Source organism: Marinobacterium sp. NO-S09 (assembly GCF_059179545.1).
Genome location: NZ_CP168954.1, coordinates 1,736,846 through 1,759,465, shown reverse-complemented (window position 1 = coordinate 1,759,465; position 22,620 = coordinate 1,736,846). Strand labels below are relative to the sequence as shown.

General features: G+C 56.3%; 22 protein-coding genes and 3 tRNA genes. 13 read left to right on the top strand and 12 right to left on the bottom strand.

The annotated features are described in order from the left end of the window. The first annotated feature begins 24 nt into the window (after window positions 1-24). Window positions 25-603 (top strand): YecA/YgfB family protein, encoded by a 579-nt coding sequence (locus O3C79_RS08275; protein WP_494385541.1) that lies wholly within the window; start codon window positions 25-27, stop codon window positions 601-603. A gap of 47 nt (window positions 604-650) precedes the next feature. Here O3C79_RS08275 and O3C79_RS08270 read toward each other — a convergent pair whose 3' ends face one another. From O3C79_RS08270 to O3C79_RS08255, 4 genes are all read right to left on the bottom strand, one after another. Continuing rightward, window positions 651-1,124: an outer membrane lipoprotein gene (locus tag O3C79_RS08270; protein WP_494385540.1), complete on the bottom strand. Its 474-nt coding sequence runs from the start codon at window positions 1,122-1,124 to the stop codon at window positions 651-653. A gap of 10 nt (window positions 1,125-1,134) precedes the next feature. After that, the gene (locus O3C79_RS08265) at window positions 1,135-2,250 is read right to left on the bottom strand and encodes a phospholipase D-like domain-containing protein (RefSeq protein WP_494385539.1); all 1,116 of its coding nucleotides are present in this window, start codon (window positions 2,248-2,250) and stop codon (window positions 1,135-1,137) included. A gap of 17 nt (window positions 2,251-2,267) precedes the next feature. Further along, the gene (locus tag O3C79_RS08260) at window positions 2,268-4,061 is read right to left on the bottom strand and encodes an ABC transporter ATP-binding protein (protein ID WP_083703028.1); all 1,794 of its coding nucleotides are present in this window, start codon (window positions 4,059-4,061) and stop codon (window positions 2,268-2,270) included. A gap of 203 nt (window positions 4,062-4,264) precedes the next feature. Beyond that, complete coding sequence (locus O3C79_RS08255; protein WP_010323875.1) at window positions 4,265-4,504, bottom strand: HP1242/YdcH family protein; 240 nt, start codon at window positions 4,502-4,504, stop codon at window positions 4,265-4,267. Between the two features lie 105 nt (window positions 4,505-4,609). Between O3C79_RS08255 and O3C79_RS08250 the strand changes: the two genes are divergently transcribed. Together O3C79_RS08250 and aroA are read left to right on the top strand one after the other, a co-directional pair. Next, a complete protein-coding gene (locus O3C79_RS08250) occupies window positions 4,610-5,131 on the top strand; it encodes a methylated-DNA--[protein]-cysteine S-methyltransferase (RefSeq protein WP_494385538.1) in 522 nt (173 codons plus the stop codon). Between the two features lie 83 nt (window positions 5,132-5,214). After that, window positions 5,215-6,495, top strand: coding sequence for a 3-phosphoshikimate 1-carboxyvinyltransferase (aroA, locus tag O3C79_RS08245; protein WP_494385537.1), 1,281 nt, complete (start codon window positions 5,215-5,217; stop codon window positions 6,493-6,495). 207 nt (window positions 6,496-6,702) lie between these two features. Here aroA and O3C79_RS08240 read toward each other — a convergent pair whose 3' ends face one another. Both O3C79_RS08240 and O3C79_RS08235 read right to left on the bottom strand, forming a co-directional pair. Continuing rightward, entirely contained in the window at window positions 6,703-7,023 is a 321-nt protein-coding gene (locus tag O3C79_RS08240; RefSeq protein WP_010323872.1) for a BolA family protein, read from the bottom strand. Window positions 7,024-7,036: 13 nt separating this feature from the next. Further along, window positions 7,037-8,347 (bottom strand): DUF3422 family protein, encoded by a 1,311-nt coding sequence (locus O3C79_RS08235; RefSeq protein WP_494385536.1) that lies wholly within the window; start codon window positions 8,345-8,347, stop codon window positions 7,037-7,039. Window positions 8,348-8,465: 118 nt separating this feature from the next. Here O3C79_RS08235 and O3C79_RS08230 point away from each other — a divergent pair, with 118 nt between their 5' ends. Beyond that, window positions 8,466-9,125, top strand: coding sequence for a hypothetical protein (locus O3C79_RS08230; RefSeq protein ID WP_494385535.1), 660 nt, complete (start codon window positions 8,466-8,468; stop codon window positions 9,123-9,125). Window positions 9,126-9,127: 2 nt separating this feature from the next. Here the strand turns inward: O3C79_RS08230 and O3C79_RS08225 are convergent, their stop codons facing one another. The 3 genes from O3C79_RS08225 to O3C79_RS08215 are packed head-to-tail and all read right to left on the bottom strand — an operon-like array spanning window position 9,128 to window position 14,816. Then, window positions 9,128-12,544 carry an SbcC/MukB-like Walker B domain-containing protein gene (locus O3C79_RS08225; RefSeq protein WP_494385534.1) on the bottom strand — a complete coding sequence of 1,139 codons (3,417 nt, stop codon included), beginning with the start codon at window positions 12,542-12,544 and terminating at the stop codon, window positions 9,128-9,130. Further along, entirely contained in the window at window positions 12,541-13,497 is a 957-nt protein-coding gene (locus O3C79_RS08220; RefSeq protein ID WP_494385533.1) for a DUF4194 domain-containing protein, read from the bottom strand. The genes O3C79_RS08225 and O3C79_RS08220 overlap by 4 nt, the downstream gene beginning before the upstream one ends. Next, window positions 13,497-14,816, bottom strand: a complete 1,320-nt coding sequence (locus O3C79_RS08215; protein WP_237708655.1) for a Wadjet anti-phage system protein JetA family protein — start codon at window positions 14,814-14,816, stop codon at window positions 13,497-13,499. The genes O3C79_RS08220 and O3C79_RS08215 overlap by 1 nt, the downstream gene beginning before the upstream one ends. Window positions 14,817-15,184: 368 nt before the next feature. Between O3C79_RS08215 and O3C79_RS08210 the strand changes: the two genes are divergently transcribed. The 3 genes from O3C79_RS08210 to O3C79_RS08200 all read left to right on the top strand — a co-directional run bounded on the left by O3C79_RS08210 (window position 15,185) and on the right by O3C79_RS08200 (window position 15,451). Beyond that, a tRNA-Asn gene (locus tag O3C79_RS08210) sits at window positions 15,185-15,260 on the top strand. Between the two features lie 29 nt (window positions 15,261-15,289). Continuing rightward, a tRNA-Asn gene (locus tag O3C79_RS08205) sits at window positions 15,290-15,365 on the top strand. 9 nt (window positions 15,366-15,374) lie between these two features. Next, window positions 15,375-15,451: transfer RNA gene (locus O3C79_RS08200), tRNA-Pro, on the top strand. 85 nt (window positions 15,452-15,536) lie between these two features. Here the strand turns inward: O3C79_RS08200 and O3C79_RS08195 are convergent. Then, window positions 15,537-15,758 carry a DUF1127 domain-containing protein gene (locus O3C79_RS08195; RefSeq protein WP_158217773.1) on the bottom strand — a complete coding sequence of 74 codons (222 nt, stop codon included), beginning with the start codon at window positions 15,756-15,758 and terminating at the stop codon, window positions 15,537-15,539. A 148-nt stretch (window positions 15,759-15,906) separates the two neighbouring features. Here O3C79_RS08195 and O3C79_RS08190 point away from each other — a divergent pair, with 148 nt between their 5' ends. Beyond that, window positions 15,907-16,824 (top strand): LysR family transcriptional regulator, encoded by a 918-nt coding sequence (locus O3C79_RS08190; protein WP_010323865.1) that lies wholly within the window; start codon window positions 15,907-15,909, stop codon window positions 16,822-16,824. Window positions 16,825-17,031: 207 nt separating this feature from the next. Beyond that, entirely contained in the window at window positions 17,032-17,526 is a 495-nt protein-coding gene (locus O3C79_RS08185) for a hypothetical protein (RefSeq protein WP_010323398.1), read from the top strand. 121 nt (window positions 17,527-17,647) lie between these two features. Here the strand turns inward: O3C79_RS08185 and O3C79_RS08180 are convergent, their stop codons facing one another. Next, window positions 17,648-17,857 (bottom strand): hypothetical protein, encoded by a 210-nt coding sequence (locus tag O3C79_RS08180; RefSeq protein WP_494385532.1) that lies wholly within the window; start codon window positions 17,855-17,857, stop codon window positions 17,648-17,650. 273 nt (window positions 17,858-18,130) lie between these two features. Between O3C79_RS08180 and O3C79_RS08175 the strand changes: the two genes are divergently transcribed. The 3 genes from O3C79_RS08175 (at window position 18,131) to O3C79_RS08165 (ending at window position 20,626) form a co-directional block, all read left to right on the top strand. Beyond that, window positions 18,131-19,390: a glycosyltransferase gene (locus O3C79_RS08175; RefSeq protein ID WP_010323396.1), complete on the top strand. Its 1,260-nt coding sequence runs from the start codon at window positions 18,131-18,133 to the stop codon at window positions 19,388-19,390. Then, window positions 19,383-20,156, top strand: coding sequence for an ABC transporter ATP-binding protein (locus O3C79_RS08170; protein WP_494385531.1), 774 nt, complete (start codon window positions 19,383-19,385; stop codon window positions 20,154-20,156). The genes O3C79_RS08175 and O3C79_RS08170 overlap by 8 nt, the downstream gene beginning before the upstream one ends. Window positions 20,157-20,245: 89 nt before the next feature. Continuing rightward, window positions 20,246-20,626, top strand: coding sequence for a rhodanese-like domain-containing protein (locus O3C79_RS08165; protein WP_494385530.1), 381 nt, complete (start codon window positions 20,246-20,248; stop codon window positions 20,624-20,626). Here O3C79_RS08165 and O3C79_RS08160 read toward each other — a convergent pair. After that, the gene (locus O3C79_RS08160) at window positions 20,598-21,560 is read right to left on the bottom strand and encodes a LysR family transcriptional regulator (protein ID WP_010323393.1); all 963 of its coding nucleotides are present in this window, start codon (window positions 21,558-21,560) and stop codon (window positions 20,598-20,600) included. The genes O3C79_RS08165 and O3C79_RS08160 overlap by 29 nt on opposite strands. Before the next feature lie 112 nt (window positions 21,561-21,672). Between O3C79_RS08160 and O3C79_RS08155 the strand changes: the two genes are divergently transcribed. After that, a complete protein-coding gene (locus O3C79_RS08155) occupies window positions 21,673-22,614 on the top strand; it encodes a sodium-dependent bicarbonate transport family permease (protein ID WP_010323392.1) in 942 nt (313 codons plus the stop codon). The last annotated feature ends 6 nt before the right edge of the window (window positions 22,615-22,620 follow it).

Sequence of the window (22,620 nt, the reverse complement as noted above, 5' to 3'; positions counted from 1 at the left end):
CTTCTCTTAGCGGATAGCCTAGCCATGACTGCCAATATTGCCCTGATCACCGAAGATGAACTGGATCGACTGGAAGAGTTCCTGTTTTCACCGGCCGTTTCCGATGAAGCGCTGGATTTGATCGGCGCACACGGTTTTCTCTGCGCCCTGAACATCAGCCCTGAAGCCACACCGGAAGCCGAGTGGATGGAGCAGCTGTTTGACGGTGAACCCCAGTGGTCATCCGACAGCGAAAAGCAGGAAATCCAGGAGCTGCTGCGCAAGCTGTACCGTACCATCGGTAACGACCTCTACAACGACCAGGAAATCCTGCTGCCCTGCGATCTGACCCTGGAGCCGGAAGACGATGAAGAAGTCACCGAGCTGACCACCTGGGCTCAGGCCTTCATGGAAGGGGTTTTCCAGCACGAAGACAAATGGTTTGGCGATGACGAAGAAACCGTCGCTGGCCTTCTGCTGCCGGTAATGGTCGCATCCGATCTGTTTGAAGATGAAGATGTGGAAGAGATCAGCCGTGACCGCGCCCTGCGCGAAGAAATGGCCGCTCAGATCCCGGAAGTTCTGATCGACCTGTATCTGCTGTTCCACGCGCCCAGCAAGTAACCACAGGCCGGGCATCTGTTCGGGCCAGCCTGTGGGGCTGGCCCGGTTCAGTAAGTAACCTTCAGGCCCCGTCCCTGACCCAACACACGTACCCGGTCCCCGGCGTAAAAGAAGCGTCCCTCTTCAACTTCCTGCACCACCGACACCAGCCGTCCTGAATCCAGACGAATGGTAATCTCCTGCCCCTGACGCTTGGTCGCCGCCTGCTCAATGCGCTGCCCGGCCAAACCGCCAGCAACAGCACCCACCACTGTTGCCAGCGAACGACCACTGCCGCCACCAATCTGGCTACCAGCAATACCACCGACAACAGCCCCCGTACCACTGCCAACAACACCATCGGTTCGCCCTTCAATAGTTACGGGGGTGACCGACACAACATTACCGTATTCAACGCTTTGCGCGCGGCCCACCTGGTCACGGCTGTAACTGGTGCCGTAAAGCCCCTGCTGTGCACAGCCCGTCATGGCGACCGCCAACATCAGGGCCACAGCCCATTTGTGCATGGCATTTATTTTCATGGCATCGCCCTCACTTAATTTTCAACACTATCTGACTGATCAGAGCCCACACCAGTTCCTTCAATTTGCGATGCCAGGGCCGGCGGGCCCAACTTTCGGCGGTGACTTCACTGCACTGGTCAAAGTCACGGGTAATCAGCTGCTCAACCTGAGCGGTCAACTCAGGTTCCATTACCTCCAGGTTGGCCTCAAGGTTCCAGCGCAAATTCCAGTGATCCAGGTTACAGGAGCCGAGGGACACCCAGTCATCCACCAGCCCGACCTTGGCATGCAGAAAGCGGGGCTGATACTCATAGATGCGCACGCCGGCATTGAGGAGACGGCGATAATAGCGCTTGGATGCATGATAGACCCAAAACTGGTCGGTGTAGGGACCGGCCACCAGCATGCGCACATCCACGCCGCGCCGAGCCGCCTTGCGCAGAGCCGAACGAATGGAAAAAGAGGGCAAGAAATAGGCGGTTACCAGCCAAACCCGGTCATTGGCCTGGTTCACATGGTTGAGGAAGGCCACCTTGATATCCTGCTGGTAGAGGCCCTGAACAGTGGTGACCTTGGCCATCGCCTGCCCCACTTCAGACTGGGGCGACGGCGGCGAAAGACGCTGCGAGGTGCAGCGAAACCAGAGCTGATTGAATACACTGACCAGATCCGCCACGACTGGTCCCTGCACCTTGCACATCACTTCGTGCCAGGGGCATCCCGGCCGTTCCGACAGCCAGTATTCATCGGCCAGACCGGTGCCCCCGATAAACGCGATACGCTCGTCTACCAGCATCAGCTTGCGGTGGTCACGGGCAAAGTTGCGCGTCAGTTTGTTCAGCTGCAGCGGATTGTAGACCACCAGCTCAGCCCCCACGGCCTGAAGCCGCTGTCGGTCCACGCGGGACAATAAACGGGCACCAAAACCATCCACGATCAGCCGGGTTTTCACGCCACGACGACAGGCATCACTCAGCGCTTCGATGAAGCGATCCACAATTTTGCCGGAGATCACAAAATAGAACTCCAACAGCAGAGACGAACGCGCCTCGGCGATGGCCTCCAGCATGACCGGGTAAAAGGCTTCGCCATCCACCATCAGTTCTACATGGTTACCGCCTTGCCAGTTAAAGTGCTGCCGCATTCTGTCGTCCGTCTTGTTTACATCTGCCGTTGTCCGTACAGGCGGGCATACAGCCCTTTTTGATCCAGCAGCTCGCTGTGGCTGCCCTGCTCAATCACCTGTCCATCTTCAAATACATAGACCCGATCGGCCTGCTTAACCGCGCTGAGGCGGTGCGCCACAATAACCGTGGTGCGCCCCTGCAGGAATTCGGTCATCGCCTTGTGCAGCGCATGCTCGGTCTGGGTATCCAGTGCCGAAGTCGCTTCATCCAGAATTACCACCGCCGGGTCAGACAGCACCATTCGTGCAATCGCCAGGCGCTGGCGTTGACCGCCGGAGAGCCGCACGCCTTGACGCCCCACCAGCGTATCCAGCTTGTGTTCCAGCTCCATGACGAAGCTTTTCAGCTGCGCGACCTCCAGGGCACGCCAAAGCCGCTCGTCATCGTCTGTGCGTCCCATGGTCAGGTTGTCCCGCACGGTGCCATTAAACAGGGCCGGTTGCTGCAGCACCGTGGCAACGTGCTCACGCACACACTCAAGACCGATCCGCTGAACCGGAATGCCGTCAAAGCAGACATCGCCCTGCTGCGGCGGATACAGGCCCAGCAACACCTGCACCAGCGTTGATTTACCGCCCCCACTGGCGCCCACAAGTGCCACTTTCTCGCCTGCCGGAATATCCAGTGAAATGCCGCGCAGCACCTCCTGGCCGGGGTAATAGCTGAAGTGAATATCCCTGAGGCTGATGCCCACGGTTTCACCCTGTTTGAAAGGGTTCTGGAGAGAGGGATAGCGTGGCTCCGGGTGCAGTTCCAGCAAACGGTTTACACGCTCAAGCGCGGCCCGGGCGCCAAACCAGGCGTACTGCATGCCCAACACTTCCTGCACCGGCCCCATCATGAACCAGAGGTAGCCAAACACCGCCATCATCTGACCAACAGAGAGATCAGAAAACACCACCATCAGCATGGCTACGGCTCTGAACAGATCGACCCCGACCATAAACAGCATGAAACTGAGCCGGCTGGCAGCATCCGAGCGCCACTCGAAGTTGGTGGAGTGATCACGCACCTTTAGCGCATGGTCGACAAGGCGTTGCAGATAGTGCTTTTCCCGGTTGCTGGCACGTATCTGCTGTATGGCATCCAATGTTTCCGTCAGCGCCGCCTGGAACAGCTCATAGGCGGAATTCTCGCGCGCCTTGAGGTGCTTGACCCGCTTGCCCACCGACATGGTCAACCAGATTACAAAGGGGTTGAGGAACAGAATCAGCAAGGCCAGCTGCCAGTGCATCCACAGCAGGATGATGGCAGTGCCGAATATGGACAGTACCGCCACCAAAAAGCGGCTGACCGACGAGCCGACAAAGCGGTCCACAGTATCCAGGTCGGTGACAAAATGGGATGCCACGCTGCCACTGCCCAGCGTTTCATACTCGGCCATGGAGATCCGCTGCAGCCGTTCCAGCAACCCGGCACGGATGCGGTAGATTACATCCTTGGAGATAATGGTGAACTGGCGCGCCTGGAAGACGTTGAGCGCCAGTGCACAGAGTCGCAACACTACCGTGAGCAGCAGTACAGCGCCTATGTATAACGGTGGCCCGTGCCAGGATTCGGGGAACCAGCCATTCACGGTTGCCACGACAACACCCGGCTGCCCCAGCAGCACCTCATCCACCAGCAGCGGCATTAACAGCGGCAGGGGCACACTCATCAGCGCCGCCATAATGGCAATCAGATTGGCCAGAACAAGCTCGCGGCGGTGTTCCAGTGCAATATGGAAAATATAACGCCAGGTATAACGGGAGGGTGCAGTCACAGACACCGGGTACTCCTTGTACAAAGCGCCTCGATATCCGACCCGGCAATGCAATGAATGTCTTGTCTGCTTCGCGGTTCGGGGCGCCCTTAAGCGATAACTGAAACCGGCCATCAAACCAGCCCCACTGATGCTTTCAATGTACGCCACTGCCACATATAAAAACACCCGCAAAAGCGGGTGTTATAAGCAAAGGAATGCTGTTGACCTTAGTTGTCGCGCAGCATGCTGTAGAGTTCGTCCTTCAGCTGCAGGCGCTTGCGCTTGTACATCTCTTCTGTCTTGGTGCACACAGGCTCAACTTCCGCTTCCATACGTTCGACGTCCTTGGTCAGCTGGTGATATTCGTCAAACAGCTTGGCGAAGTGATCATTTTCCATTTTCAGCTGGTGGATCTGGTCACGGAATTCCGGCAGTTCATGGACGAGATCGTGATGTTCAATGCTCATAGAGGCTGTTCCTTGGTTGTTGTCGCTTCTTGAGTTCACTATGCTTCAGTTAAGGGTCACTGGCATTGACCCCCATCAACCAAGCTTTAGAGCCGTGGAGCTGCCATGATTCATACCCATATCATGACCGACACACCTGTCGGCCCCCTCACCCTGCAAGCCGATAAACACGGGCTGTGCCGGTTGGATTTTGGTGTGCGCGCAACGCCCGGCGACAGTGCGCCCTCTACATCCGTACTGCGCGATTGTGTTGACCAGCTGAATGCCTACTTTGACGGTCAACTGGTCGACTTCGATCTGCCACTGAACCCGGTCGGCACTCCCTTTCAGGGCGAAGTCTGGACTGCGCTACAGCAAATCCCTCACGGTGAAGTACGCAGCTATGGCGACATTGCCCGTGCCGTAGGCCGTCCCCAGGCATTTCGTGCTGTGGGCCTGGCCAACAACCGCAATCCCATCTCCATCATCATTCCCTGCCATCGCGTTATTGGCAGCAGCGGTGAACTGACCGGTTATGGCGGTGGCCTCGATATAAAGATTCGTCTGTTGGAACTGGAGAATATCCAGCTGCAACCCGGAGCCAAACCGGAGCTGTACCGCGTTCAGACGCAAGAAGCGGTCGGTTAAGCACCAAGTAGTCTCGACCTTGGCGCCGAATAACGGTAGCTTATGCAGCCCACGACCTGCGTATACAAGTGAAGCTGCCACAGATGGAAACCCTGACCCTGCAGCCGTTGAGCCACGCCAGCGGTGAAGTCCAGATCCCGGGCTCCAAGAGCCTGTCCAACCGTATTCTGCTGCTTGCGGCCCTGGCCCAAGGCACAACCCGCATCACCAACCTGCTCGACAGTGATGATGTTCGGCATATGCTCAACGCACTGAGCGCGCTGGGCGTAGACTACGAGCTGGCAGAAAACCGCCGCAGCTGCACGCTGTCCGGGCTGGGTCGGGCCTTTGATGCCAGCGCTGCTCTGGAGCTGTTTCTGGGTAATGCCGGCACGGCCATGCGCCCACTCTGTGCCGCACTCTGTGCCAGCAAAGGCGAATTCACTCTGACCGGTGAACCGCGCATGTACGAACGCCCCATTGGCGATCTGATTGACGCCCTGCGTCCCCTGGGCGCTCAGGTGGAATACCTGGGTGAAGAAGGCTACCCGCCGCTGAAGATTCAGGCCGCAGGCCTCAAAGGCGGTGAAGTCAGTATTCGTGGCAATATTTCCAGCCAGTTCCTCACAGCCCTGTTGATGGCTGCGCCTCTGGCAGAGGGAGACCTGGTGATCAATGTCGATGGTGAACTGGTTTCCAAGCCTTACATAGACATCACCCTGCACACCATGAAGCTGTTTGGTGTTGAGGTGGACAACCAGAACTACCAGCGTTTTGTCATCGAGGCGGGTCAAACCTACCGCTCACCGGGTGAGGTGATGGTGGAAGGCGATGCCTCCTCCGCATCCTACTTCCTGGCTGCAGCGGCCATTGCCGGCGGTACCGTGCGTGTATACGGCGTGGGTGCCGACAGCGTTCAGGGCGACAAGGCCTTTGCCGAAGTACTGGGCAAAATGGGCGCCGAGGTCAGCTACGGCCCGACCTGGATTGAAGTCAGCAAGGGTACGCTCAAAGGGGTGGACCTGGATTTGAATGCGATCCCCGATGCCGCCATGACCATTGCCACTACTGCCCTGTTTGCAGACGGCCCCACCGCGATTCGCAACGTGTACAACTGGCGTGTGAAGGAAACCGACCGCCTGAGCGCCATGGCAACCGAACTGCGCAAGGTCGGTGCTGATGTGGTTGAGGGTGAGGATTTCATTGAGATCACGCCGCCGGAACAGCTGCAAAGCGCCGCCATCGATACCTATGATGACCACCGCATGGCCATGTGCTTCTCGCTGGCTGCCTTTGGTGACGCTCCCATCACCATCAATGACCCGGGCTGCACCCGCAAGACCTTCCCCGAGTACTTCGATCTGTTTGCGCAGGTAACGCGCTGAGAGCCATTCGTTCGCGGAGCGAACTCCCACAGGTAGCCTCCGGAAATTCAGGGATGTGACTGTGGGAGCGCACGCTGTGAGCGTAGGATCATGCCACTTTGCTTTCGCGCGCGGAGCGCGCTCCCACAGCCTGCTTCCTGAGGGCTGGAAGTGAGTTTGTAGGAGCTCACTCTGTGAGCGAATGAAAGCCACTCCAAACAAGGTCAATCAACCCTGATCTGCCTTGGAGCCACCCTTGCAGGTTGGAGACAACGGCACTTCCCCATTTCTAGCCACCCACTCTTCAGGGGTATGCAGATGCAAAGCCAGTGCATGGATGGGGTTCTGCATCAGCTCGGCTACCAGTCCATAAACCTGCTGATGGCGCTGCACCGGGCGTTTGCCAGCGAAGTCAGGGCTTACCAATACCAGTTTGTAATGGCTTTCAGTGGCCGGCCCTGAATGCATGTGGCTTTCGTTTTCCAGCTGAAACTCTTCAACCTGAAGGCCTGCACGCAGCAGGTCTTCGATCTGTTGGGCTACGCTCATTCTCAACTCCGAATCAGGTCTCGTCCGCGCCGATACGGTCCTTGCGGGCGAGTTTTATAAAGTGGTGGTGAATCCGCCGGGTCATCAGCCATACAATCAGCAGGACCACGGGCACCGATATACCGGTTGCCAGTGTCTTGTCGATAGGCAGCCCTGCATCATACATCGCAATAAACAGGAACTTGAGCAGGCCGACCAGGTAGTAACTGATCGCGACCACCGACAGGCCTTCCACGGTGTGCTGCATCATCAACTGAATACGCGAACGCCGGTCCATGGAGCTCAATAACTGCTGGTTTTGCTGATGGATGCCCAGCTCCACCCGGGTACGCATCATATCAGAGACACGGTCGACACGCCGCGACAGGTCTTCCAGCCGCTTGTTACTGGCATCGCAGGTACGTACGGCCGGCGTCAGGCGACGAGTCATGAACTCGGTGATGGTCAGGTGGCCTGATACCTCGTCTTCACGCAACTCCTCCAGACGGGTCAGCACCAGTGCGTGGTAGGCCTGGGTAGCACCAAAACGGAAGGTGGAACGGGCGCGCCAGGACTCGATGCTGGACGCCATGTCCACCAGATCGGACAGCAATGCCTTCTCATTGACGCTATCTTCCTCCGACAGCTGCTGGGTCAGGTCCGCCAGGCGCGCATCCATACGCACCAGCTCTGGCGACAGGGAGTGCGCCAACGGCAGCGACAACAGCGCCATGAGCCGATAGACCTCAATCTCCATCAGGCGCTGGGTAAGTCGACCCAGCTGGCTGTCACTCATCTGCTTGTTCACCACCATCAGGCGGCCAAAACCATCGGAGTGCAGCTGAAAGCTGGTCCAGACGCGGGCATCCCCGTCCTGCGGGCTGCTGCCCACCAGACGCATATCTTCGAATGCCTCCTTCACCTCCGGCAAGGCCGGCTCCGGTGACTGGCGTGCATCTTCGATGCTGACATGAAAGGCAGCCACCACCTCACCCGGCAGGGTATCCACCCAGCCATCCGGCAAAGGTGTCAGGCCCGTGACCTCAAAGGGATCAGAGTCTTCCGGCACATCCAGGTTGATAAAGGTATAGGTAGTAAACTCGGTATGCTTTTCGCGGCGCAGGCGAAAGTCACCACAGTCATACTCGAAACAGCTGCGATCCGTATGCCCCACCGGGCATCCCAGCAGGTTTTGCAGCTCTTTCAGGTGTTCAAGCTGAGCCCGCTTTTCTGCTTCGGTGCACTGCAGTGCTATCTGGGTGACCCGTGCCGGGCTGGGAATGACCTGAAAGGGGCGCGAGTGCAACTCGTCGTACAGCTGGGATCGTAACGGGTGGATGTTCATCGCGGACTCTGTGCAAAATGCTAACCATAAAGAATCCACCGGGGGATGAACAGACCTGACACATCGTCAATACGGGCCGGTTTGCTTTATACTTGCGGCCCCGGGAGAGTGAGCCTTTATGATTATCCGAGTACTGCCACAGCTGGAAACCCGTGCCGAGTGGCTGGCGTTTTGCCGCCGCGAAAGCCCCTACTGTATGGTGGATGCTCCCCCCTGTCTGGTCGATTTTCAGACCCATTTTCTGCAGCTGACGCTGTTCACTGATAAGGACCCGGTACGTTATACACTGGGTTCACGCCGCTCCATCGACCCGGCCTGGCAGCTGATCAAGCGCTGTAACTGGAGCCTGAAGGCCATGCTGGAAGGGCTGGAGACTCTGGATTTCGGCAGCAATGTGCGTGATAACGAGCTGCTGGGCGTGCATACGGACCTGAGTGCGCGTCGCTCTTTCCCGCGCGATCCGCATCTGAATGCGCCGGACTGCAGTCACCTGCTGACACCTCTGCCCCACTTCCCTGCCCATTGGGACGAGCATACCCTACAGCGCTTGCTGATCAGCGGGCAGTTTCGCGACTGGCGACTGGAGCAGGACACCATCGAGCTGAGTCCGCGCTCACTGCTGGTTGAACTGGTGGAGCACCCCAGAATCTGGTCGGCACAGCTGACCGGGCCACGCTTGCAGGTCCTCTACAAACACCGCGCCCTGATCGCCAGCTGTATTCCCGATCTGAGCATGAGCAGCGAGGAGCCACCAAAGAGACTCCCCCGCCTGCTCTAGTCCTAGACGGTTTCGAGGTCTTCCTGCTCTGCCATCACCTTGTAGGGATGGTCAGAGGCAAGCAGCTCCTTGCCCAGCTCCGTCGGGAATTCCACATCCAGATCCACTACGCGGCCATCACGGCAGACGTTGATGATGGTATCCATGCAGGACGACAGCAACGAGTACTTCTCATCCGGTGCTGCAATGATGGTCTGCAGACCCAGATCAGACATGAAGCCCAGTGAGGTGACGGTGTTTTCGGAGTCCAGCTTGTTGAACGCCTCATCGAACACGGACAGGCTGAAACCGCCTACCGGCTGGCCATCACCACCTTCTTTCAGGCGGTAGGTAGCACCCAGTGCTGCCGCCATCGCAACATAGAACGGCACCTGGTGCTCACCACCGGAACCGGTCTTGATACGCTGGGTCAGGGTGGTTTTGCGATTCCCTTCCAGGTCTTTCACCACCAGTTCGAAGTTGTAGAAGTTACGGTAATCCTGCAACAGGCTGCTTTCGCCTTCATCACTGAGCACGTCATGAATCTTGTTCAGTGCTTCGCGGTGGGCGTTTTCACCCTGGTGCTGGATATCGAACAGCGTGCCCACATTGGCCTGGTCCAGACGGGTATAGGCTTCAACCAGCTCAAGAATGTCCTTCAACTCGGGGTTGGGCATCATCTCGAAGCTGTACATCTCCTGATGGAACGGGCGGTTCTTCAGGTGGCTGTTCAGCTCGCGGATCAGATCCTTGATCCTGTTGATCTGGTCGTTCAGGTGCGCCACAAAGTCGGAACGGAAGGCTGTTTCCGCCTCCAGACGTGCACGCTCGGCCTTCTTGGCGTATTCGGCCAGCTCGGAGTCACGCAGCGCCTGCACGGTCTTGTTGACGTAAAACTCCAGATCTTCGTGGCTTGAATCCGGGCTGATGTTATCCAGCTCCTGATGGCTCATGCCACCACCGTGGTAACGGGCCTTGTACTGGGCAACGGAGTCACGCACGGCGTTTTTCTTCTTCTCATGCAGCTGCAGCTCAGACTGCGCCTTTTTGGCTGCCTCGAAGATGATACGCTCCAGTTCGCCGGCACAGCTCTCGTCGAGATAATCGCGCTTTTCCTGCGCGGACTGAGCATCAAAGTGCTGTTTTTCTTCGCAGCGGGTACGTGCCTGAGCATGTTCGACCAGCTCCTGCTCCAGCACTTCCAGCGCGGCATTGTCCTTGATCATGCCGGTACGCACCTTCTGCAGCTTGTCCATCAGCTTTTTCTGCTGCTCTTCAATCTGCTTCTGGGCTTCGGCACAGTCGGCAATACGCTTCTGGATGCCGCTGTCATCATGGTTGCGCAGGTCGACAACCGCCTGCTCGTAACCACTGATTTCAGACGCCAGCTGTTCGCGCTGGTTCACCAGGTCGAACACGCTTTCGGTGATCTGTGACAGGCCAGTGGTCATGCTGATCAGGGAGTCGCGCAGTTTTTCCAGTGCTGCATGGCGTTTGCCCAGACTGGTAAATTCAGCGACCAGCTCATCCACCTGGCGCCCCTGCACTTCCAGCTGATCCTGACGGCGGCGAATACCCATGATCGGGCTGAGTTCGTTAATGGAAGTCGTGGAGCCTTCGGTCTGCAGCATGCAGTCATAGGTCAGCGCGCGCTCCTGGCGCAGCAGCTCCTGCTCCGTTTCCACCGCCATGACACCGCCAAGCGCTCGGTTCATGTAGGCACGAGCGTGTTCGTTGTCGGTATCGACAAACTCAGCCAGAGAGCCACGCTTGCTGCGATGCAGCCAGTCCTGGCTCTTGGTGGTGTTGATGATACGGCAGCCTTTCAGGTGACGACCTTTGCGACGGTAAAGCGTGATCGCTTCCTTCACCCGATCCGGCGCTACGACCAGGGCCTCACGGCGTGCCCCCAGGAAGGATTCGATAGCGATTCGCCACTTGTCATCGTTGATATCTGCCAGCTCACAGATCGGCGTGGAATCGATGCCGTACTCGCTGAGCAGCTCGATCAGTTCGCGGGTGTTGTGGCGAATCGGCGCACGCCCCTGCTGCAACTGTTCCACCGCACTTTTCTGATTCTGGATCAGGCTGCGGATATCGTTGATGCGGATGACCGACTCTTCATAACGTCGACCGATCGCCTTACGCACCTCATCCACCTGCGCCTTGAGACCATCGATTACCTTGTCCACACGGACAGGCTCGGCAGGCCAGGCATCGCCCTGCAGGTCTTCACCGGAGCGCCAAAGCTCTACGGAGTCCTGCACCAGCGGGCGGAAATCATCCGGCAACAGGTCCAGCTGGTCAGCAAACCCGACCGTCGTGCGCAGCAGGCCATAGACCTGCTGAATTTTGTCTTTGACGACGTTCTGTTCGTGCTGGCGAGCCTTAACGGTGGATTCCAGCGCATTGATCTTGTGCGCAGAATCGCTACTGTTCAGTTCGGCACGGGCATCGGCCAGATCCTGCATCGCCTGGTTCAGCTTGGCGCTGTTTTCTTCCAGCTGCGCCTGCAGGGTTTCTTCCTGCTCGGCATAGTCTTCCAGTCGCTCGGCAGCATCTTCCTTGCGCAGATCGGCATTCTCGAAACGGGACTCATGCACCACCCACTCGTATTCCACCGCATTCTTCACGTTGCGGCTGATACCGCCACAGAGCTCCTGCACCTTGACCAGTTCGTCAATACGCTTGGAGACCTCCTGGGTCTTCTGCTCCATGGCGCGGTATTCATCCAGCGACTTGCGGAAGGCACCAACGTGGACAATATTCTCATCCAGCACAAACTCACGCACAAAACGGGTTGGACTGTCGATGGGGACAAACTTGAGCGCGTTCTTGAAGTTCTTGATGAACTTGTCGTCATCGTTCGGCATCTGCGCATCCAGACTCAGGTGCGTCACCATGTCGCGAATAAAGCGGTTGGCCCGCTTCTCCAGAATCATGTCCGGGCACTGCTTGAGCAGGCTCTCGCGCACATCATTCCAGGCACGCGGCATACGCCCCTTGCCTTCTTTCACGGAGAAGTCGTCCAGCGTGACGGAAAAGTCCGGCAGGATAAAACGCCCCAGCACATCTTCTTCGGCACTGGCCGTGGATGCACTGATGGCGATGCCGACACAGGTTTCCTTGGCGGTTTCGGTGTCAAAGAAACTGAGCGCCATGTAGGTCAGGGAGTCTTCACGCGCCGTTGCTTTCTTGCCCTGGTCATCCATAAAACCGAGGCAGTAGGTACGCAGGGAGCGTTCACTCTTTTCACCCGCCGAGGCGTTGAAACTCAGGTGTCGCTTGTGGCCTCCCATGAGGACGGTCTGGATTGCATCCAATAGAGAGGACTTACCGGAGCCGTTCGGGCCGACAATTGCTACATTCCCCTTAATGGGGATTTCGACAGCACCCAGGACATACCAGTTAACCAGTACGATACGGTTCAGCTGTTTCATGACTGGCTCTCCTCTTCTTCGCGCGCAGAGCGCGCTCCCACATCAGACATATTTGCTTCAGAACCCTCATCTGCGTTCAGATGGTGGGAGTCCGCTCCACGAACGACGGGGTCGACACTATCCTCTCTATCATCTTGTTCGCGCACGGAGTGCGCTCCCACAGCAGCCATAGCTGTTTCAGAATCATCATCTGCGCTCAGACTGTGGGAGTCCGCTCCGCGGACGATGGGTTCGGCACTACTCTCGGTATCATCTTGTTCGCGCGCGGAGCGCGCTCCCACAGAGTCACCCGCAACATCAGCATCAGCATCTACAGTGGCATCAGCCCCGGCTTCGGCGTCTTCCGAGTCTTCATCCAGCTGATCGCGGATATCGACATCACAAAGTGCTTCCAACTGACCGATGTAGTCTTCAACTACCACCTGGCGGATGGTCGGATTGATGCGCAGCGGCACATTCTTCGGATCCGTTTCATCCAGTTTGCCTCGCTCAATCAGACCATGGCGGCTAAACAGGGAGAGGATCTCCTTGAGGCGTGTTTCGTTGGGAATGTCCTTGCCGGTCAAGTTGCTATACAGGCGCAACAACTCATCCGTACTGGTGTAAGCCTTGCCACTCTCGACCTCGAAGTTTTCCAGCTTCTGTTCATACTGCTGACGCAGGCACAGCATCAGCAAGGATTCGTCCAGCTTCAGTCGCAGCACACGCTCTTCACCCTGGGGCAAAATACCCAGAAACGCCTCATCAGGCTGATAGATCAGGCTCCAGCCAATGGCTTCAAACAGGTTACGGAAGTAGTCCAGGTTACCGGCCACAAGAAAGTAACTGTCGCGATGGCCCGAGCGGTCCGCATAGAGAAACTGGCAGCTCAGCAGCTGGCTGGCCGCACGCACGAAATCATCGGCATCGTGCTGATCATTGCGGGAAACGGTTTTCTGCAGATCACCTAACATTAGTTGTTCCTGTGGATGGTAAAACCACGACACTCCACCATATCGGAGACGTTGACGTAGTTGTCTTCAAATTGAATTCGGTAACGATTGCGCATGCCTCGCGCCTTTTTACCCAGCGAGTTCATATGGCGCACATAACTGAAGCAGATATAGTCTTCGATGCATCCGATACGGAAATCGGTTGCTCGCATGTGCTCACGCCCGGCCAGCTGGCTTTCCAGGTAGGTTTCAATGCGGTCGACATTGACTTCACGGCGCTCTTTCCACTCCTTGAACAGCTGGCGCAGCTCCAGCGCCTTGGGATCAATCTCCTGCTGCACAATGACACGCGGCTTGGCTTCAACGCGGCGACGAATGGGCGAGCGCACGCTGGACGCAGAGATAAAGCCCACTTCATCCAGGGTATCCAGCGCCGGTATACAATGCTCTTCAACCTTGGCCAGCCCGGAAATAACACGTGACAGGCGTGCAGCCATACCCGGTGTCGTCTTATCCATGTAGCGCACGGTATCCGCTACACGCTTCTCCAGCTGGTAGCGGAAGTCATCAATCGATGCCAGACGCTGATCCACCGAATCAAAGATGCGGATAATTCGATTGATGTGCTGATGTACCTGGGCTTCCGCCACATCGTAGGACAGGTCGAGCTGCTGCTGATAATGCTCAGCCAACTGCTGCAGACGCAGGGGGTCAAACTGCAAATCACGCAGCATGGCCAGGATCTGACGCCGGAAACGGAAGGGGTTGTTACGCGTCTTCAGTGTTTTGTAATCAGAAACAAGTATCTGTTCTACAAAGCGATCGAAGAACCCCCGTACGATCTCCTGAGGGTTATTACTGGCCGTCAAATTGATCTTAAGCTCACGCAGGCCAAGCATCATGTCGGTCAGGTGTGCACTGAAGTCTGCTGCCGTCTGGGCAGCCTCTGCCAGCGTAATACCACGTCCGACAGGATCATTAACTGCAGACTCCAGAGAGCTGAGCACGTTAAGGACAGCACCGCCGTAACTGCGTTTCTCCAGCCGTGCAATGCTGACCAGTGAACGCAACAGGTGACTGACTGAAGGCGACAGCAATATATAGGTACGGTAGACCTTCTGCTCTTCTTCCAGCCATCCGGTCTGCACCAAACGGCGATAGATGCGGTTAGTGTACTCGGCGGTGGAACGTGGCAGCTCCTGGCCGTCGTCCCCCTCCTCCGCTTCCCAGCGGCGGACCCCCAGCTTCACCACGGCACTTTCGATGGTGGAACGAACCAGGTCACGCGGGATAAAAGGGTCGATCAGGTCTTCATCAAAGAAAAGGTCCGCAAGCTCCAACAGTACTGATTGGTAAACTTGTCGGTTCTGACCCGATAAAGGTAGAAAAATGTCGTCAGGAAGCTTGTTAAACAGCACTGAGTCATCCGGTTGTAGTCGCTTGGCATAAGCGGGCTATGTTAGCGAAAAACGGCTGGGGAGATAAGGGGAACAGACCGCTGCGGACATGATGGAGATCAGAATGACCGAAAGCCGCCGCGTCAGGTTAAAAAACCGGCAAAATTACCCGTCTGCCCGGTCGTTTGTACATAAAACAACCTGCCCGAAGCTGTGAAGCTAGATCTTTGATACAACAGGAAAACTTTTTTCACTTTTCGCTTGACGACCTGCGACCTCATCACTAATATACGCCCCCACAGTTCAGGTGTTCCTCGATAGCTCAGTTGGTAGAGCAGTAGACTGTTAATCTATTGGTCGCTGGTTCGAGTCCAGCTCGAGGAGCCAACTGCTTGAACTGTGAGAAAATTCGGTTTTCCTCGATAGCTCAGTTGGTAGAGCAGTAGACTGTTAATCTATTGGTCGCTGGTTCGAGTCCAGCTCGAGGAGCCAACCGAAAGTCGGAGCATAGCGCAGCCTGGTAGCGCATCTGGTTTGGGACCAGAGGGTCGGGGGTTCGAATCCCTCTGCTCCGACCATTTTCTCACCCTCCCTGTTCTTGTACTTCCCTGATTCAAACTCCAAGTTTTTAGCTGTTGAATCTTGCCATCCTTGGCGTTGTGCCTATTCACGCCAAAACGGTTTGTCGTACTCCCGCAAGGCTTCACTTCTACTAAGCCCGATATCTTTCAGCACCGAGTCTGACAGACTTGCCAGCGCATGACGCTGACGATCCCGCTGATACCAAAGCCTTACAAGCCTGCATAGCCGTGCCCACTGCACTTTAAAACCTGAAAATACCCTTTGCTGTTTCGGCGCCTGCGCCATCACCACTGATTTCATCATGTTACCCTCCAAAAGATGTGATATCAGGCTAAGGCGGCGCCCCCGTTGCATCCAATCGTATTTTCGAAAGGCAGTCTTCAGAGATTCCGATGACCCCATAAGGAGAAGCTGTGGTTTAATAAACCCAGCCTGCGAACCTGGAGAAACGATGGAACTCTATCAGCTGAAGACCTTTGTCAAAGTCGCGGATGAGGGAAACCTGACCCGAGCATCCGAGGCACTCTTCACCAGCCAACCGGCCATTAGTGGCCAAATCAAAGCGCTCGAAGAGGGGCTCGGCATCCAACTGTTTATTCGCAGCTCCAAAGGCATGCTGCTGACACCCGCGGGTCGCAAGCTCTACCAACAGGCACGGGTGACGCTGGATGCCGCCGAACAGATGAAACGCCAGGCTCAATCTCTGCAAAACGAGCTGGTTGGGGAGTTGCGCATTGGTATGCATACCGATTATGACTTTCTGCGTCTCGGCGAGCTGTATCACTCAATATCACGGCAGTATCCGGCTTTGGTATCTCATTTTCTGCAGAGCAGCAGCGCGACGGTTATTCGTGAATTGCGTAACGACCAACTGGATGCTGGCTTCATGTTTGGCCCCTGCCGTGCGGATGACATGGTGCATTACCCACTGGCCAACGTGGAAATGCGTGTCATCGGCCCCAGTGACTGGGCAGATCGCATACATGGCAAAAGCCTGTCAGAGCTGGCGCGATTACCCTGGGTCTACACCACCCCAAACTGTCCATTCTTCCTGCTGTTTGAACAGCTTTTCGATACCGGCGAACAGCCACCGTCAGAAATCGTATGGTGTGATAATGAAGATGCAATCAGAGCATTGATTCGCGCCAACGCAGGCCTGTCACTGGTTAAGGCTGCCGATGCCGAGCGCGCCAGCAATGAAGGTTATGGAGTGATCTGGGAAGGCCAGGTGCCCGAAATTTCGATGAATCTTGTGCTGCATAAACAACGTCAGTACGAACCGGCCCTGGCCGCCCTTATCGAAACCACTCGGAAACTCTGGCAGCAGGAGCAGGTTACTGAAGCGGCGGGAGATGCTCTCATCACATAAACACACCACTATTGAATCACGCTTTATTGAGACTTTAGCCGGCACCCCACCAGCTTCCCACCGTACACAAAACAAACAACTTTCAAACAAACGTTAGCCTGATTGTGCTAGATTAACTTTGTTAGTGGCTGCGCAGGTGCGCCTGATCTCGGATGACCGATCACACACTCGCGCTTTTTTTCAACTCTCAGTTTGAGCGTGATTCGCATGGCCCCTGTCAAATATCTGATCGCAGCCATTGCCTCCATGTACCTGTTGGTGATGGGCACAAGTACACTTATCGACCTCATCAGTGACTCCTCTTCAGTGGAACCACAGGCCGAGTTCGCCTCAGAGAGCTCAGAGTCAGAAGAAGAGCTGCTTAAACAGCTTCTGGCGGGTGCAGACCCCACAGACCTGTTTGAACCCACCGCAGCCGGCAGGCCCGTTGCTCCAGCCTGTTTTAGCGGTGAACTGGAAATAGACGATAGCAACCTGACCAGCCTCAACGGTGCGCGTTTTGTCAGCCAGGACTTTCAGGGCGACACCTATATCACTCTGCTGACATTGCCACCGGTGTATCTGCATCAGACAGAACATCAGGCGGTATCGGCCACGCGAGTCGAAGAGTTACCGGACGGTTTGTACCCACAGGTGGGGCAGGTATTGAATCAAAAGGAAACCTGCGCTGAACGCAGTTTGTACCTGTCACGTATCGATTGATCCTGACGTTTAAGTACAGATATAAAGCCAGAAAAGGCGGCGAGAATAATACCAGGCGGGATGGTAAGACGCGTTTGCTTGAAGGATCGTTCTTTACCCGTTCGACAACAGCCTTTACCCGTCAGTGTGCGTGACGGGTAAAGACGTTGTGTACAGCGTGGCTTACACTGCCTGCAGCAGAAACAACAACCTGCTTGATCCAGCTACCTGCGGCATTCAGCATCTCAGCAATATGCTCGGCACGTTCGATTTTGGCGAGGGCGACAACATCATCTACACCGCTCAGACGCGCCAGTTCAACAGTGCTCAGGCTTTCGTTAGAATTACTCATTTCAACACCTCATTTCGTCCACTTTATCGATTTGTTTCCTGCAGCCCAATCGGGTCTTCGTCAGGAAAGGTGTTAGATTAAAGTCCTATTGCCTGTGCATCAAACGATCAATCTTTAACTGATAGATGAGAAAAACTAAACTCTAATTCAACAGACTCACCCCACCCTCACCCCTCTCAAGCCACCTCAAGGCGTACTGACTCGCTGTCGCGCAAAAGCGGATCGGGTTACCATTCAGGCCCCTAACACACTGCTCAGGAACACCGCCTCTCGATGTTGACCGTCCTTGTTATCGGTTATGTGTGGCCAGAACCGGCCTCCAGCGCAGCCGGATACCGCATGCTGTCTCTGCTGGACACCTTTCGCCAGCAGGACTGGCGCGTTATCTATGCCAGCCCAGCAGAGAAAAGTATTCACCGTACGGATTTGCCAGCACGCGGCATCGAAGAGGTTACGATCAGACTGAACTGCGCCAGTTTTGATGACTATATTCGTCAGCTTCAGCCAGATATCGTCATGTTTGACCGTTTCATGATGGAAGAGCAGTTTGCCTGGCGCGTGGAAAAGCATTGCCCTGAAGCTCTCCGTGTTCTGGATACCGAAGACCTCTCCTGCCTGCGCCATGCCCGTCATCAGCAGTTCAAGCAGACCGGCCTTGTCGCCCTGGAGGCAAGCGACAAGCTGCTATTCAGTGAACATGCCAAACGTGAAGTTGCCGCCATCCTGCGCAGCGACCTCAGTTTGATGATATCGCCAGCCGAGATAGAACTATTGCAACGGCGGTTCAACGTCGCGCCTCAGTTGCTGCACGACTGTCCGTTCATGTTGCCAGCGCTTACAGATGCTCAGATATCGCTCTTGCCCCAGCGGGAGCAGCGCCATCACTTTGTGGTCATTGGCAACTTCCGCCATGCTCCCAACTGGGATGCCGTACTCTGGCTGAAGCAACAGCTGTGGCCCATGCTGCGCAAGCGACTGCCCGAAGCCGAACTGCATGTCTATGGGGCCTACCCGCCCCCCAAGGCAACACAGCTACACAACCCGGCACAGGGGTTTCTGGTAAAAGGCTGGGCGGAAGATGCCCAAGAGGTGATACGAAGCGCGAGGGTTAACCTGGCCCCCCTGAGGTTTGGTGCAGGGCTGAAAGGCAAACTGGTCGACGCCCTGGCCGCAGGCACGCCTTCAGTCACAACAAGCGTGGGCGCTGAGGGCATGGCCGGCGAAAGCTCCTGGCCACAGCTGGTTGCAGACAGCCCCGAACACTTTGTTGAGCAAGCCGTTCAGTTGTACCAGGACGCCTCAACCTGGGCAGACTGCCAACAGCAGGGCTTCGACCTCTACCGACAGCGTTTCAGTTTTGAACAGCATGCAGCTGCCCTGATTCAGCGGTTAACCGCCATTAAAGCCAACCTGAACGCCCATCGGCTCAGCAACTTCACTGGTGCCATGCTGCGTCACCACAGCATGAAGAGCACCCAATACATGGCCCAGTGGATAGAAGCCAAAAACCGACGAGAGCCCCCGAATGATTGAGATCCAGGATGTAACCGTTTTTCGCCAGCAAACCAGAGTGCTGGAAAACTTTTCTCTGCAGATCAAAGCCGGTGAAAAAGTTGCCTTGCTCGGCCCCAATGGCGCCGGTAAAAGTACTCTGCTCAAACTGATCTGCCGCGAACTTTACCCGGTTGTTAAACCCGATAGCTTCGTGCGCCTGTACGGCAGCGAACGCGCGCCCATTTGGGAGCTGCGGAGCCAGCTCGGGCTGGTATCAGCCGACCTGCAGGACGACTACACACCCTATACACGGGCCTTGGATGTCGTGGTGTCCGGGTTCTTCGGCAGCATTGGTCGCCATGACCACCTTCAACCGGAGCCTCAGCAGATCGAGACCGCTCAACGCCTGCTGGAAACCGTCGGCATGGCTGAGCAGGCAGAACAGATGTACCAACGCCTCTCCACCGGCCAAAAGCGACGCCTGTTGCTGGCCCGCGCACTGGTACATGAGCCCGATGCTCTGATTCTGGACGAACCGGCCAGTGGTCTGGATATGGGCGCCAGTGTTCAGATGCTGCAATTGATGCGCTCTTTTTGCCAGGCCGGCGGTTCCATGCTGATCGCGACCCACCACATTGACGAAATCATTCCTGAGATCGAACGTGTCGTCCTGCTGAAGAATGGAAAAATCCTGGCTGACGGCCCCAAGGCTGAGGTATTAACCGGCGCCAATCTCTCCTCGCTTTACAGTACAGAGCTTGCCGTTACCGAGCGCAATGGCTGGTACCGCGTATGGCATGAGTAAAGAGATCAACCTCTTTGGCTTTATATGTTGAATTTCTAATATAAAACCTTTTACGATGGTGTTTTTATTCTTCAAGCAGGACACTCAGAATGAAAACCGCCCACGATCTGGTTGCCGCCGCCAAACAAGACATCACCGAAGTCAGTGTTGATAATGCCGATTCCGCCATTCAAAACGCCGACCTGGTGGTCGATGTACGGGAACCGGAGGAATACCATAACGGCCATATTACCGGCGCTATCAATATTCCTCGCGGCCTTCTGGAGTTCAAATTCAGCAACGACGAAGCACTGACATCTCGCGATCTCAATATTGTTCTGTACTGCAAGAACAGCGGGCGTGCTGCTCTAAGCGCCAAGAGCCTGGCCGAGATGGGCTACCTGCACGTGGTCTCGATCACCGGCGGTATTGAAGCCTGGCAGGAAGCGAACAAGCCCCTGGTTAAGCCTTCACTGCCTGATTTTGACTAAGTAGCCCGGCCACTTCATTGCAGATATATTCGGCCGGCAGGCACTGCTCCAGTGCCTCGGCCGCAAACCCCAGAAAGCCCTCCCCGGCATGCGGCAGCCGCCTGTCACGGCGAATGATGAAATGCCAATGACTTTCGATCGGAAAACCGGAAACGGGCAGCACACAAATACCCGGGTGAGCTGTCGGCAACACATGAGCCGACACCACGGCCACCCCCATCCCAGACGCTACGCCCACTCGAATCGCCTCGTTACTCGCCATCTGCAGCCCTTTTGACCATTGCAATCCACGCCCCTGCAACCAGCTTTCAAACAGCATACGTGTTGCAGACCCTGGCTCACGCTGTAACAGACGCTCATTCAGCAAGGCATCAATGGGAATACTGCTTCCCTGTGCAAGCGGGTGAGTCTCGGGCGCAATCATGACCAGCGGGTTGCGCAAAAACCGCGCTGCCATCACCTGCGCTGAAGACGGGGGATGACTGAAGACATAGATATCATCCATCTGGCGCTCAAACCGTTCCAGCAGCTGCTGACGGTTGCCAATATGCACCGTCATGTCCACGTCTGGAAATGCCTGACTGTACGGCCCCAGCAATCTGGGCAGCACATATTGCGCAGTGTTCACCAGCGCAATGCTGAAACGCCCGCGATGACCGCCTTGAAGCTCGGCCAGATAATCCTGAAAGTCCTCAAAACGCCCGGTCACGTCCAGGGCGGTGCGGTACAGCTCCCGACCGGCATCCGTCAGCTCGGTCGTGCCTGATACTGATGAAAACAGCGGCTCGCCGACGGTCTCAGCCAGGCGTTTCAGCTGCTGTGACACTGTTGGCTGCGTCAAGTGCAGCTGCCGTGCCGCAGCGGTCACGGAGCCTGTTCTGACCACCGTGACATAGACCTCCAGAAGACGAAACGTGAGATGTCGCAGGTTCACAGGCACTCTCCATAGATAATTATCTATGAATAATGCATCAATAATTAATTAGCAACAATGCCTCATCACAAGCACAATCCGTGCCGCTTAAATCAATCAGAGAGGACATTTCATGCCGGATATCGTGGTGATGTTTTTCTTGCTGGGCGTGGTCGCAGGCCTGGTCAAGTCAGACCTTAATATTCCCAAAGCCGCTTACGACACGCTCAGCCTGTTGCTGATGCTGACCATCGGCCTCAAGGGAGGTATGGGGCTCCACGGCAACCTGACTCCGGCGCTGGTTCCTGAACTGCTGCTGGTGATGTCACTGGGTGCCATAATTCCCCTGTTGCTGTTTCCGCTCCTGCGCAAGCTGGTTAACCTGTCACTTGCCGACAGCGCCAGTATCAGTGCCCACTATGGCTCGGTCAGTGCCGGCACCTTCGCTGTTGCTCTGGCCTACGCAGAAAGCCACCAACTGATCACCGGCCCCGAAGTCACCCTCTACCTAGTCCTGCTGGAGCTGCCCGCCATCATGGTCGGCCTCGCCCTGTTTCGCCATTTCAATCCGGATAAGGAAATCGCTCACTCACGCCTGAGCCTGCTGCATGAAACGCTAACCAACCGTGGCGTTATTCTACTGGCTGGGGGCGTACTCATCGGTTACCTGTATGGCCCCATGAACGGTGCCCCGGTCACAGACCTGTTTACCGGTGCCTTCAAAGCGGTTCTGGCACTCTTCCTGCTGGAGATGGGCCTGGTGGCCGCCGAAACCCTGCGTCCCATTCCCTGGCAGCACTGGCGTCTGCTGGCTTTTGCCACGGTCGCGCCAAGCCTGCTGGCCTGTTTCGGCATTGCTGCCGGCCTGCTGCTTGAGCTGCCGGTCGGAACAACTCTGGTACTGGCCAGCCTTACTGCGAGTGCATCCTATATTGCTGCACCAGCCGCCATCAGGGCCGCCATCCCGCAGGCCAATATCGGACTGGCCATGCTGGCATCACTCGGGTTCACCTTCCCGTTCAATGTCATTGTCGGTATCCCGCTGTATCACCAGTTGATCCAGGCTCTTTCCTGAGCACTG